General features: G+C 38.7%; 14 protein-coding genes. 5 read left to right on the top strand and 9 right to left on the bottom strand.

Going from position 1 to position 13364, the window contains the following annotated elements:
- Positions 1-21 precede the first annotated feature (21 nt).
- The 3 genes from I6E85_RS08810 to prmB all read right to left on the bottom strand — a co-directional run bounded on the left by I6E85_RS08810 (position 22) and on the right by prmB (position 2617).
- Positions 22-399 (bottom strand): DUF4112 domain-containing protein, encoded by a 378-nt coding sequence (locus I6E85_RS08810; protein ID WP_024591638.1) that lies wholly within the window; start codon positions 397-399, stop codon positions 22-24.
- Between the two features lie 120 nt (positions 400-519).
- Entirely contained in the window at positions 520-1617 is a 1098-nt protein-coding gene (gene aroC / locus I6E85_RS08805; RefSeq protein ID WP_024591639.1) for a chorismate synthase, read from the bottom strand.
- 64 nt (positions 1618-1681) lie between these two features.
- Positions 1682-2617: a 50S ribosomal protein L3 N(5)-glutamine methyltransferase gene (prmB, locus tag I6E85_RS08800; RefSeq protein ID WP_007580615.1), complete on the bottom strand. Its 936-nt coding sequence runs from the start codon at positions 2615-2617 to the stop codon at positions 1682-1684.
- A gap of 152 nt (positions 2618-2769) precedes the next feature.
- On the opposite strand from prmB, the gene smrB reads away from it, so the two are divergent.
- On the top strand, positions 2770-3327 hold the full coding sequence (smrB, locus tag I6E85_RS08795) for an endonuclease SmrB (RefSeq protein ID WP_007377742.1): 558 nt from the start codon (positions 2770-2772) through the stop codon (positions 3325-3327).
- Between the two features lie 27 nt (positions 3328-3354).
- Entirely contained in the window at positions 3355-4284 is a 930-nt protein-coding gene (locus I6E85_RS08790; RefSeq protein WP_024591640.1) for an AEC family transporter, read from the top strand.
- A 1-nt stretch (position 4285) separates the two neighbouring features.
- Here I6E85_RS08790 and I6E85_RS08785 read toward each other — a convergent pair whose 3' ends face one another.
- Genes I6E85_RS08785 through sixA form a run of 3 tightly spaced genes read right to left on the bottom strand, consistent with a single transcriptional unit; the run spans position 4286 to position 5880 of the window.
- Positions 4286-5023 carry an SDR family oxidoreductase gene (locus I6E85_RS08785; RefSeq protein WP_024608900.1) on the bottom strand — a complete coding sequence of 246 codons (738 nt, stop codon included), beginning with the start codon at positions 5021-5023 and terminating at the stop codon, positions 4286-4288.
- Positions 5024-5031: 8 nt separating this feature from the next.
- Positions 5032-5385 carry a RidA family protein gene (locus I6E85_RS08780; protein WP_024591642.1) on the bottom strand — a complete coding sequence of 118 codons (354 nt, stop codon included), beginning with the start codon at positions 5383-5385 and terminating at the stop codon, positions 5032-5034.
- 24 nt (positions 5386-5409) lie between these two features.
- The gene (gene sixA / locus I6E85_RS08775) at positions 5410-5880 is read right to left on the bottom strand and encodes a phosphohistidine phosphatase SixA (protein WP_024608902.1); all 471 of its coding nucleotides are present in this window, start codon (positions 5878-5880) and stop codon (positions 5410-5412) included.
- Positions 5881-6072: 192 nt separating this feature from the next.
- Between sixA and I6E85_RS08770 the strand changes: the two genes are divergently transcribed.
- Together I6E85_RS08770 and I6E85_RS08765 are read left to right on the top strand one after the other, a co-directional pair.
- On the top strand, positions 6073-8796 hold the full coding sequence (locus I6E85_RS08770) for an insulinase family protein (protein ID WP_197236852.1): 2724 nt from the start codon (positions 6073-6075) through the stop codon (positions 8794-8796).
- A gap of 54 nt (positions 8797-8850) precedes the next feature.
- Complete coding sequence (locus I6E85_RS08765) at positions 8851-11103, top strand: EAL domain-containing protein (RefSeq protein WP_007580604.1); 2253 nt, start codon at positions 8851-8853, stop codon at positions 11101-11103.
- On the opposite strand, the gene I6E85_RS08760 is transcribed toward I6E85_RS08765, so the two are convergent.
- Positions 11100-11294, bottom strand: a complete 195-nt coding sequence (locus I6E85_RS08760) for a hypothetical protein (RefSeq protein ID WP_169043759.1) — start codon at positions 11292-11294, stop codon at positions 11100-11102. The genes I6E85_RS08765 and I6E85_RS08760 overlap by 4 nt on opposite strands.
- A gap of 304 nt (positions 11295-11598) precedes the next feature.
- The gene (gene yeiP, locus I6E85_RS08755; protein ID WP_007580599.1) at positions 11599-12171 is read right to left on the bottom strand and encodes an elongation factor P-like protein YeiP; all 573 of its coding nucleotides are present in this window, start codon (positions 12169-12171) and stop codon (positions 11599-11601) included.
- A gap of 194 nt (positions 12172-12365) precedes the next feature.
- Here yeiP and I6E85_RS08750 point away from each other — a divergent pair, with 194 nt between their 5' ends.
- Positions 12366-12752 (top strand): MmcQ/YjbR family DNA-binding protein, encoded by a 387-nt coding sequence (locus tag I6E85_RS08750; protein WP_007580596.1) that lies wholly within the window; start codon positions 12366-12368, stop codon positions 12750-12752.
- 36 nt (positions 12753-12788) lie between these two features.
- On the opposite strand, the gene I6E85_RS08745 is transcribed toward I6E85_RS08750, so the two are convergent.
- Complete coding sequence (locus tag I6E85_RS08745) at positions 12789-13298, bottom strand: GNAT family N-acetyltransferase (RefSeq protein ID WP_007580595.1); 510 nt, start codon at positions 13296-13298, stop codon at positions 12789-12791.
- Positions 13299-13364 lie beyond the last annotated feature (66 nt).

Here is a 13364-nt window from a genome sequence, read left to right as displayed (position 1 = left end):
ACTGTTACTTAAAGCTATTAATTACTCACTTAACTGCTTGTTTAAATGCTTTTTTAATAGTTGTGTATTACGCGTGTTAGCTTTAAAAAAGGCATCAAAAATATCACCAAAAAATGGCACTAAACCGCCCACAAAGTCTATGAGCATATTGATAATCATCTTAGTCTTTATACGTTTACTCACACCTAAACGCTGCGCTTCTATCAGCACATAACTTGATAAAATTAGCCCTGCGGCATCACCTATAACGGGAATTAAACCAATCACAGCCTCCAAACCTATATTAAATTTAGTAAAAGGAATGCCAATGCTGCTATCAGTTAACTTACTGAATCGCTCTAAGCGGGCTATTGCAGCTTGGGCTTTTATTTGTGAGTGTTCATTAATATTATCGTTCATGATTACTACCCTCCTTCTTGCAGTATATAGGGCCTACTTGAACAACTCCTGAAAGGCTTTAAACTAAATTACAGACATAAAAAAACGCGGTAATCCGCGTTTTTTTATAATTATAAATACTTACACAGAGCCGTTAATTGGCCCGTGCTGATGATTTACATGCGGATTTTGTCCGCGTTGACGCAGTAAGTGGTCCATTAAGGTAATAGCCATCATTGCCTCCGCAATCGGGATTGCACGAATACCCACACACGGATCGTGACGACCTTTGGTGATCATCTCTACCGCTTCGTTGCTTGTATTAATGCTGTTACCTGGGATGGTAATACTCGACGTTGGTTTTAGCGCAATAGAAGCAATAATGTCTTGCCCTGTCGAAATACCGGCAAGTACGCCACCCGCATGGTTTGATGTAAAACCTTCAGGGGTTAGCTCGTCGCGATGCTCAGAGCCTTTTTGCTCAACTACGTCAAAGCCATCACCAATTTCAACGCCTTTAACTGCATTAATACTCATTAATGAGTGTGCAAGTTCGGCATCAAGGCGGTCAAATACTGGCTCACCAAGACCAACAGGTACATTGCTTGCCACTACTTTTACTTTAGCGCCAACTGAGTCACCTTGCTTTTTAAGGTCACGCATATATTCGTCAAGCGCTTCAAGCTTACTTGCATCAGGGAAGAAGAATAAGTTATTTTCAACTTCGTCCCAGTCAAACATTTCCGCCTTAATAGGGCCAAGCTGACTTAAACATGCTTTAACTTCAATACCATGAAATTGCTTTAAGTATTTTTTAGCAATAGCACCTGCCGCTACGCGTATTGCGGTTTCGCGTGCAGATGAACGACCGCCACCGCGATAGTCGCGCAAGCCGTACTTATGCCAATACGTGTAATCGCCATGACCTGGGCGAAATACATCTTTAATTTTGCCGTAATCTTGCGAGCGTTGATCGGTATTTTCAATCAATAAACCAATGCTGGTACCTGTGGTTTTACCTTCAAAAACGCCTGCTAATATTTTTATTTGATCGCTTTCACGGCGCTGCGTTGTATAACGGCTTTGGCCTGGTTTTCGGCGATCTAAATCAATTTGTAAGTCGGCCTCTGTGATTTCAAGACCTGCGGGAGTACCATCAACAACGCCGCCTAATGCAACGCCGTGGCTCTCACCAAAGGTGGACACTTTAAATAACTGTCCAATGCTATTACCTGCCATTAACTTTCCTCATTCCTAATGACTACCAATAGCCAAGCACACGGCTTGGCTATTCATTTTTTACTTATTTTGCAAAATACTCATCTAGCTGCTTTTTGCTAATTACAAATACACCTAAGCCGCCTTGTTCAAATTCAATCCATTCAAACGGCGCGCCCGGATAAAGTGCATCCATATGTACCATAGAGTTACCAACTTCTACAAATAACAAACCGTTATCAGTTAGGTGTTCACTCGCTTCACTTAAAATAGTACGGGTTACATCTAAACCATCGTGGCCTGATGCAAGCCCAAGCTCTGGTTCATGATGAAACTCACGTGGCAGGTCAGCCATATCTTCTGCATCAACATACGGTGGGTTTGCAACTATTAGGTCGTATTTTTGACCTGGTACACCGCTAAATACATCAGACTGAATGGGTAACACACGATCACTTAACATGTAATCGTTAATGTTAATGTCTGTCACTTCAAGCGCTTCATACGATATATCTACCGCATCAACTTGTGCTTCCTCAAAAGCTTGAGCAAGTGCAATTGCTATACAACCCGACCCCGTACATAAATCTAATATGCGGTTAACCGATTGTGGCTCTTCAAGCCAGGGTGTAAAGCGGTTGCTGATAAGCTCAGCAAACGGTGAGCGAGGTATAAGTACACGTTCATCCACATAAAATGGCATACCCGCAAACCATGCAATGTTTGTTAAGTAAGGTACTGGTGTGCAGTCGTTAATACGTTCTGCAATAAGACCCGCAAGTCGGTTTTTTTCTGTGCTTGTTAAACGCGCGTGCATTAATTCTTTTGGCGCATCAACAGGCAAGCTAAGCGCAGGCAGTAATAAGCTTACAGCTTCATCCCATGCGTTATCTGTACCGTGTCCAAAAAATATACTACTACTTGCAAATTGGCTTGTAGTCCAACGTAACCAGTCATGTAAAGTTGACAGTTCTGCAACGGCTTCTTCGAGTGTTGCTTCTTCTATTTGTAAATCGCTCATATATTTTTACCTGTATTAGCTTACTGACTGTTTTGAGTCTTTAAGACGATTGCATTGCCTATCTGCGCTGGGCAAATTACAATTGCCTCTCATTTAAGTATTGTACCGCCTTTTGCGCTGCGTTTTTACGTTTTTTTGTTTAGGTAATAGTTATGAAAAAAGACACTCCATCACATTCGTCCCTAAGCAATGACGACATAAGCTTATTTCGTCAAACGATCACAGGCGCCAAAGTATTTAAACAAGATACTCATCGTTTTGATACAAAGCCTAAGGTGTCACAAGCTAAGCAATTTGCCCAGCAAAAAAAGCAGGCTCAATCTGAATTTTTCTTCTCAGACGTTTATATTCCCGATATAGACACCCACGGCACGGTTAAATATGTAAAACCAGGCCAAGATACCTTCCTAGCTAAACAGCTTCGCCGTGGTGACTTTGCACCCGATTTGACGCTAGATTTACATGGCTTAAATAAAGAACTTGCTAAAGATGAACTCGCTGGACTCATTCACGAATGTAAAAAGCAGCATTACTATTGTGCATGTGTAGTGCACGGTATTGGCGGCGGCGTACTAAAGCACAAAGTGCCTCAGTACTTAGTACAGCACCCTGACGTAATAGCGATGCACCAAGCCCCTCTCGAATATGGTGGTAGAGGCGCTGTACTCATACTAATTAATTTACCGCAAAGTGATGAATTTAGACGCTAACTTTAGCTATTACTAGGATGTAACTTCGTGCATATTTTTTCGATTATTTTTCCACTCATTTTTATTGTTGCGTTTGGTTATAGCTGTTGCCGATTAAAATTTTTCGAAAAGCAGCATATTGCAGGCTTAAGTAAATTTACTTTTTATATTAGTTTGCCTGCTTTTTTATTGTTAAATATGTCGCAAATTAACTTACAGCAAAGCATTAGCCTTTTTGCATTTTTGAGTTTTTACATACCCGTTCTGAGCGTGTTTGGGGTGGGTATTTTAATTGATCGCTTTTATTTAAATAAAAAGTATTTAAAAAATTACCAACAACACGGCGTCTTTGGACTTGCTTCTAGCTATTCAAATATGGTGTTAGTGGGTATTCCTATTGTTATTGCATCGCTTGGCAAAGAGATGATAGCCATTGCGTTTATGATCATTACTTTTCATAGCACATTGTTATTTGCACTTACTTTTTTAATAGGCGCTAAAGGCAGTAGCGATAAATTTTCGTGGTCGCATTTTGGGAAAAGTATGGTGTTAAATCCAATAGTACTGAGTATTGGGTGCGGGCTTATATTAAACATATTAGGAGTAACACTGTTCACCGACTTAGCAAATAGTTTGGAGCTATTAGCTAAACCAGCAATTGCCTGTGCGCTATTTGTACTTGGTGCAAATTTAGCTTTTTATAAAATAGCAGCAAATTGGCAACCCGCGTTAATAGCATCAATTTTAAAAATATTTTTATTGCCTGCGCTAGTTTTATTGGTAGGCACTTATGTATTTAAACTAGACACGCAAATACTCAATGTATTAGTACTTTTAAGTGCGTCCCCTGTTGGCGTAAATGCTTATCTTATTGCGAGTCAAATAAAGCAGCATGAAGCTACTCTTGCTGGGGCTGTCGTACTTTCTACTATCTTAAGTGTTATTAGCTTTACGTTTTGGCTAGCTTTATTACTTTAGCTTACAAACCGCCGGCTACATCAACAAAGCTACCCGTTGTAAAAGAAGCGTGCTCTGAAGCTAAAAAGTAAATTGCTGCAGCAACTTCCTCGGGTGTACCGCCTCTGCCAAGGGGTAATTTACTTTTAAGACGATCGACTCGATTTTTTTCGCCGCCATCGCTATGCATATCAGTGTAAATAAGCCCAGGTCTAACCGAGTTAACTCTAATACCTTTACTTGCCACCTCTTTTGCCAAGCCAATAGTAAATGTGTCCATTGCACCTTTAGATGCTGCATAATCAATGTACTCATTAGGAGAGCCCGTTTTAGCGGCCCCCGATGAAACATTAACAATACTACCGCTATTTCCCATTCGCTTTATTGCCTCACGGCTACATAAAAAAGCACTGGTAATATTTGTAGTCAAAACTTCGTTTATGCGCTCAGCACTCATTTCTAACAAAGGCATTTGTGGTTTTAAAATACCGGCGTTATTTATTAGTACATCAAGTTGACCAAAGACTTTATCTATATGCATAAATAAAGCTAAAACGTCAGCCTCTAGTGACACGTCACCTTGAATTACTTCAGCCTCAACGCCTAATTGCTTTACTTTTTCTGCCACCAATATTGCACTAGCTAAATCTGCTTTATAATTAATGCAAACATTATAACCGTGCTTTGCAAAATATAATGCGGTAGCTGCGCCAATACCTCGACTAGAGCCAGTGATGAGTACAACGGGGGAGCAAGTCATTAAAGCTGTTATTCTTTTAAAGCTGCAACGACTGAAATTTCAACAAGCAGTGCATCACGTGCCATTTTAGCTTCTACGCAGGCACGTGCTGGTGCATAACCCTCGGTTACCCACGCATCCCATACTGCATTCATATCAGCAAAGTATTCCATGCTCTTTACATAAATAGTCGCGCTAAGCATATGTTCTTTTGAACTTCCCGCTTCATCAAGCAATGCCTCTACTTTATCAAGCATAGTTTGAGTTTGTTCTTTGATATCTTTTTGTGCGTCGGCGCATACCTGCCCACATAAATACACAGTGCCGTTATGTTTTACAATGCGGCTCATGCGCGCACCTGTTTGTAAACGTTCTATTGTCATTTTACTTTACTCAATTATTTATATTTAAACGTTTTCTGGGGCATTTATACTTAAATAACTACTACGCTGGGTTTGCTCATCGTAACTAATAACAGCAACAGCACCCGTATTAAAAATGGGCATATTGCCAGGGCTTAACTGGTCCACTAAATAACTTACAATAGGCATATGTGATACAACAAGCCATGTATTGCATTGGGGGTGAGTAGCAATAAGTGTTTCGATGTAGTCAGCAGCAATTTGAGGTTTGCCTTCGGGAATTATATCAGACGTGGTTTCGCTAAATTTAAATACGTTATTTTTAGCCACACCTGCAGCTGTTTGCTGTGCTCGAATGTAAGGACTAACTAACAGTGCATCAGGGTAATGTGCTTTACTGAGCCAAAGGCCCATTTTTTCAGCTTCATCGTGCCCTGCTTGGGTTAAATTTCTACCTGCATCATCAGCCTGCATGGGTGTTGCTTCGCCGTGGCGCATTATTAGGATTGTTTTCATAAAAAATCAACCGATTAAAGAATATAAAACAGTAGCCAGTTTGCCCGTTTGTCAGCTATATTAACAATATAAATCTATTTATTTCTAAAATAGTTCTTTCATGAGATTCAGGTAAATCTTTAAGCTGTACTTCGCTTTCCTGAAGCCATCATCTGTTGTTAACAAGTAAACGTTTAGTTTCAGGAGCATCATTTGAATATCAGCCGCAATGATAACAGAGCATACCGCGCCTTTACACTGGACAATGGTCTAAAAGTACTATTAGTGCAAGATAAAGATTCTACAAAAGCGGCAGCATCAATGGCAGTTAACGCCGGACATTTTGACGACCCTCTTGATAGGCAAGGCCTAGCACACTTTTTAGAGCACATGCTTTTTTTAGGCACTGACCAATATCCAGATTCAGGCAGTTTTAATAATTTTGTTTCGCAAGCTGGCGGCAACACCAATGCGTGGACCGGCACTGAGCATACCTGTTACTTTTTTGATATTAACAATCAAGAATTTGAACAAGCGCTTACCCAATTTAGCCGTTTTTTTATTGCGCCACTTTTAAATTCAGCCGAAACAGAAAAAGAACGCAACGCAATTGAAGCCGAGTTTAAACTAAAAATAAAAGACGACGGTCGCCGTATTTATCAAGCCCACAAAGAAACGGTAAACCCTGCTCATCCATTTGCTAAATTTTCTGTAGGAAACCTACAAACCTTAGCTGACAGAGAGCGATGTATTAGTGATGAGCTTCGTGACTTTTTTAATAGCCAGTACCAAGCTCAGTGGATGACTTTAGTTATTTGCGCAAACGAAACACTAGATACACTACAAAGCTGGACTCAAACTTACTTTGGCGCAATTAACGGCAACAAAAACCTTAAAAAGCCAGAGATCAGTGAGCCACTTTATCGCAAACAAGACATAGGAAAAATACTCCATATTGAGCCACATAAGCATATGCAAAAACTTATTATAAGTTTTGCTATGCCTAATATTGACGACTTTTATCGCCATAAAACAGTAAGTTTTATTGCCCACTTACTTGGCTATGAAGGCGCGGGTTCTCTTTATTCTATTTTAAAAGAGCAAGGCTGGATCAATGCACTTTCTGCTGGCGGTGGTATTAATGGCAGCAACTTTAAAGATTTTAATATTAGCTTAGCGCTTACCGATGAAGGTATTGAATACTTCGAAGACATTATTGAAATGGTGTTTGAATACATTTGCTTAATTAACGATAACACCGAAAAATTGCCACGCTTATACCAAGATAAAAAAAATCTATTACAAATAGCATTCGATAACCAAGAAAAGTCACGCCTGATTGATTGGGTCAGTAATTTAAGCATTAATATGCAGCATTACGATGAAGCAAACTACGTGCAAGGCGACTATTTAATGGAAGGCTTTAAAAAAGCGACCCACGAAATGGCCATGCAGTGGTTAACGCCACATAATATGCGCATCGTACTTATACATCCAGATGTAGAGCCTGAACATAAAACGGCATGGTACAACACACCATATAAAGTAGAACATATTTCACCTAGTTGGCTTGATGCCCTTAGCGAGATAAATAAGCCGTTGAGCGAAATGCTGCTACCTACAGCTAATCCTTATTTAACAAAAGAAGTGGTGTTATTTGATGTCGTAAAACCACAAACAAAACCCGAGTTATTAGTAAAAGAACCCGGTTTTGACTTTTGGTTTAAACAAGACAACACATTTCGTGTTGCTAAAGGCCATTTTTATTTGGCCATGGATTCTGATTTTGCCGTAAAAGATGTAAAACATATGGCACTCACCCGCTTATTTACAGATTTATTTATGGATAGTGTGGGCGAGCAATTTTATCCAGCAGAACTTGCGGGACTTAGCTACCACTTAACCTCGCATCAAGGTGGATTAACTCTACATACCGCGGGGCTTTCATCTAGCCAGTTAGAGCTTGTTGATCAATTAATAGATGCTTTATTTAATGTAGAGATCTGTGCAAAACGCTTTGCTGAATATAAAAAACAGCTTGTAAGGCATTGGCGCAATAGCAACCAAAACAAACCAGTCAGTGAGTTATTTAGCATTTTAGGCGCAAAAATAATGCCTTGGAACCCACAACCTGGGGAGCTTGCATCGGCATTAAAAAACACCTGTTTTCAGCAATTTAATGAGTTCAGAACAGACTTTTTTAAAGCACTACATGTTGAATCATTTTTACATGGTAACTGGCAGCAAAGTGATGCAATAGCCTTTCAAAAAAAGGTCGCAAATCACTTAAAAAACGCAACCATAATTGAAGATTTAAGACGCCCTCTTTTTGAAATTAAAAAAGTAACTCGCTACGAGTTAGAGCTTCCTTGTAACGACCATGCAATGGTTATTTACTATCAAGCGCAAACGGATTGCGTGGCCGAAAAAGTAAAAATGATGGCGTTAAATCATTTAATTAATCAAGATTACTTTAATGAATTACGAACTACACAGCAACTTGGTTATTTAGTAGGCGCAGGTTATGCACCATTTAACACGCGTGCTGGTATAGCATTTTATGTGCAGTCACCTAAGTTTGATGCAAAAACTTTATTGCATCGACATAACCGTTTTATTAAAAATTACCTTGATAACATTGATGCACTTGATGAAAACGATTGGCAACAGCAAAAACACGGCCTTAGTACTCATATTGCAGAAAAAGATAAAAACCTGCGCCTACGCTCACAACGGTTATGGCTTGCTATAGGTAATAGAGATCATGAATTTCATATGCAACAACGACTTTTAGATGCCTTAAATGCGCTAACCCTAAAAGAACTAAAAGTTTATGCACTAAGCCTATTTGATGATAATAGACCAAGATATGAGCTTTTAAGCTCGGAAAAAGTCAATAAATCTCAAAATATGCCCGTTTACTCTCAATCTCTTTGACACTAGGTTTAGCTTGTTTTAAATTATCATTTGTAAATTAGAAGTAATAAAAAAATGATAAAAATAATAATAAAACTAAGCATGCTTGTAGTACTTGCTTACTCATTTGAGCTTTTTGCCTTTGAGTCATCATTTAATTACAACTCCGACAATATACTTATACTAGCAAGCGCCATTATAGCGCTTGCTTTGCCCTACCTGTTATTTGTAATCCACAAACTTAGACGCTCACGCCGTCAACTCCGTCTTTCGGAAAAACGCCTTAAAAGTACTGTAGAAGGTAGCGGCGATACACTTTGGGACTGGAACATAAAAACAGGCGAAGTTATTCGTATTAACGATAAGTACTTAATGGATTCGACTACCTTAATGGGGTTTCCGCCAAACAAAGGCCTTATTCACCCTCACGATATTAATAACGTTGAGCACTTGTTAAAAGTACACTTTGCAGAGCAGTCTGCTTTTTTTGAAGCCACCTACCGAATCAAAGATACATTTGGTCGTTGGCATTGGGTACTCGATCGCGGAAAAATAATTGAAAAAGACGCCAACTTATCACCCCTTAGAATGACAGGTACCGTTCGCGATATATCACAGTTAAAATCAACGGAAGAGCGCTTAAACCTTTTTGCTAAATGTGTTGAATCACTCACTGACGCCTTAGCAATTTACGATAAAAACTTTAAACTGGTTGATATAAACCCGAGTTTTTTAACCTTGTTTGGTGGCGTACGCGAGCAATACTTAGGAAAAGATTTCAACCTATCTGGGTATGAGCCAAGCTACACAAACAGAATTATTGAAATAGTAAAAGAGCGCGAACATATCCAACAAGAAGTGAAGCTTCGTAATAGTGAGCGTGTTTTATTGCCTATAGAAATATCGATAGATGAAATTAAAAACGATCAAAATCAAATAACTAATTATGTCGTTGTTTATTCAGATTTAACAGAGCGTAAAAAAGCCGAATCGCAGTTACATAACTTATCGAATCGAGATCGCACAACTAGTCTGCCTAACCGAAATTTATTTTTTACTGATTTGCAAAAGCTAGTAAAGCTCAACTCGCATCACGCCTTGCTTGTATTCGATTTAGATAACTTTAAAAAAATAAATGACTCGTTAGGGCATCAACTAGGTGACAGCTTATTAGCTAAACTAGCAATGCGCTTAAATAAACTAACCCGCGAAAATGATGTATTTTATCGTTTAGGCGGCGATGAGTTTGCTCTGGTAATGTCTGACACTAACGACATACATGTAATTACACGTATGGCAAAACAGTTTTTAGCAGCCATTGCTACACCATTTAAAATGGCTGGCCACGAACTGGCAATCACCTCAAGTGTAGGCATTGTATTATTTCCAGAAGACGGTAATACGCCTGAACTGCTTTTAAAAAATGCAGATACCGCGATGTATCATGCTAAAAAGAAAGGTAACAGCTACTTATTTTTTAACGACACGATGAACCGCCAAGCCGTTAAACGGCTACAAATAGAAAACCTTATGCGCTTTGGTTTAAAAGAAGATCATTTTGAAGTGTACTACCAACCAAAAATGAATATCCGCACAGGCAAGCTAACCGGAATGGAAGCATTAGTACGCTTTATTACACCCAAAAAAGGTATTATTAGCCCAGGCGTGTTTATACCCATAGCCGAGGAGACGGGCCAAATAATTGAAATTGGTGAAGTGGTATTAAACAAAGCCTGCAGAGACGTAAAAGAATGGCTAGATAGTGGTTTATTTAGCGGCCGAGTAGCTGTCAACTTATCAGCAAAGCAATTTAGCCTCCCCGATTTAACTTCTCGTATTGATGTTATTTTGCAAAAAAACGAATTACCTTCTTACTTTTTAGAGCTTGAAATAACAGAAGGTACTGTAATGGACGACCCTAAAGAAGCCATTGCAATTATGCGTTCGTTAAGTGCCCGAGGTATTCATTTAGCAATGGATGATTTTGGTACTGGTTATTCATCATTAGCGTATTTAAAGCAATTTCCGCTTAATACACTTAAAGTAGATAAAGCATTTATAGATGACATGACCAACGAACGTGGGCGTAATATGGTCGACTCAATAGTCACTATTGCGCATAACCTTGATTTGCATGTAGTTGCTGAAGGTGTAGAACAAGCTCATCAAATTGATATACTTAAAAAGCTTAATTGCGAAACAGTACAAGGTTATTACTATTCTAAGCCACTATCAAAAAGTGAATTTACTGAATTTTTAAAGCAGCAACAAACTAAAGCAGCCCCAAGCTTAATTAGAAAAAATAAAAATGTGGCGTCAATAAATTAAGGGCGCCATATACATGCATTCATTCCTACATTTCTAACTAAAGCACGACGATAATGTAGATTAAACAAGCACCAGGCCACAGGCCCAAGTAAACCGCCTAAAATAAGCCATCGCTTAATTGGCATACCTTTTTTAATGGCTTCTAAATACATTAAAGCTATAAATGCACTGCTTAGTAAAACTATAAACAAAATTACCCTTTAAAGTTGCTCAAAAATACGGCGCTTATTCTAACGCTAACGTGATTAAATTTAAAGCAACAAATCCCCCGCGTGCACAAAAAAGCCGAAGCTGTTAAACACAGATTCGGCTTTTAAAATTATAATTTATACCAATCTGCTTATATATGGGGTCTATTTAACGTTAAGAAAATTACGCTAGAACTAGGCAAAAGTTTTTATATCTAGTTGTTCTAAATAAAAAACTTTTAACGACGTTATAGTGCAATTTAATTCGTTAAATTGATCAAAGATTTATGCAGGTTGGTATTACAAGTTACTTTTCAGCACGACCCATAAATTTGTGTTCAACAGTATTAATACGGATACGGTCACCTGTTGAAATATGCTCTGGCACAGAAATATTTAAGCCAGTAGACATACGTGCAGGTTTTGAACGAGCACTCGCAGATGCACCTTTGATAGATGGGTCTGTTTCTTCAACAACAAGTTCAACACTTGACGGTAAATCAAGCCCTACTGGCGCGCCATCAATAACAATTACGTGTACGCCTTGTGTTTCTTCATTAACAAATAAAATTTCTTCGCTAATAGCATCTTTGCTTAAGTTATAAGGCGTGTAATCTTCATTATCCATGAACACATACTCGTCACCATCAATGTACGATAGCATTACTTCACGGCGTGTTAAATCAGCCAGCGTTAGCATGTCACTGTCTTTGAATGTTTCGTCAACTTTACCACCGGTTACCACATCGTATAAACGCATACGGTATAAACTACCACCAGCACGACCTTGCGGCACAGAGCGCACAATATCTTTTACAACTAAAACGCGGCCATTGAAGTCAATAGCAGTACCTTTTTTAACATCACTCGCCTTTGGCATGTGTAAATTCCTATTATTTTTTTGATTGCCAGAAACATACCACGAACTGGATTTTGTTCAACTAAAATTACGTTGGTTTTACGCTACATGTTGTATTAGCTTGTAAAATTTTAATTTATACTAAAATACATATAATCAAATGTGAAAAAAACTGCTATGGTAGCTTTACCGAGTATGACTTCAAGGAATGGATCATGGACCAGAAAAAAGTACATGAGTATTTAGTTAAAAAACCACTTGTTCAGGTTACAAAACCATTTGCGCAAGAGGTTGATGTATATAAAGTGAATCATAAAATGTTTGCGACTCTTGCTATTGGCAATGACGGTCAAACTAATGATGATGGTGAGGTTATTTGGTGGCTTAACTTAAAGTGCGATCCTGATGAAGCAATATCATTGCGTGATATTTTCCCGGCAGTGATCCCTGGTTACCATATGAATAAACGCTTATGGAACACAGTAATTTTAGACGGCACAATTCCACAAGGTGAAATTGAGAGAATGATTGATAACTCATTTAATTTAGTCGTAGAAAACATGCCAGAAAAAGACCGAAAAGCTATTTCACTTCACTTGTAAACACTTTTTGGGCTAGGCTACTAGCCCATTAAAACCCTACACCTTAAGCGTATAAATTAAATCGTCATATAACTTTTCGCCTATTGTATGCACTTTAAAAAGTGTATCGGTATGGGTTAAACCGCACTTACCAAGCACCTTTTCAGAACCAATATTGCCACGCGTTACGACTGCTTTAAACTGCCTAATACCACATTCTTTCCAAGCCCAGTCAATCACAGCTCTTAGGGATTCTGTCGCGTAGCCTTTATTAAAATACTCTGGCAATAATAAATAACCAAGCTCTGCGGTTTCTCCGTCATAGGCAAAACCTGTAACACCCACAGGTTGTTTTGTTTGATTATTAATAATGAGTAAACACAGGGGATGACGTGATTTAGCATTCCACTTAGGCAAGCGTATCTCAAAGCGGTTTCTTACCAGTGACTCCATTGGCATATCAAAACAATACTTGAGGACTTGAGGATCGCGATGAAGCGCAAGAAAAAGAGGCCAATCAGATTCTTCCATTTGGTATATGCTCAATCTTTGTGTAAATAATGTCATTAAGCTCCTCATTTATTTATAAAAACTATAAAAAAACCGCATTTAAATGCGGTTTTTTTAGATAGC

The sequence above is a fragment of the Pseudoalteromonas sp. NZS71 genome, assembly GCF_015864715.1.
Lineage (GTDB): Bacteria > Pseudomonadota > Gammaproteobacteria > Enterobacterales > Alteromonadaceae > Pseudoalteromonas > Pseudoalteromonas arctica.
Note: the sequence above shows the minus strand (reverse complement) of the source record. Positions and strands in the feature narration are given on the sequence as shown.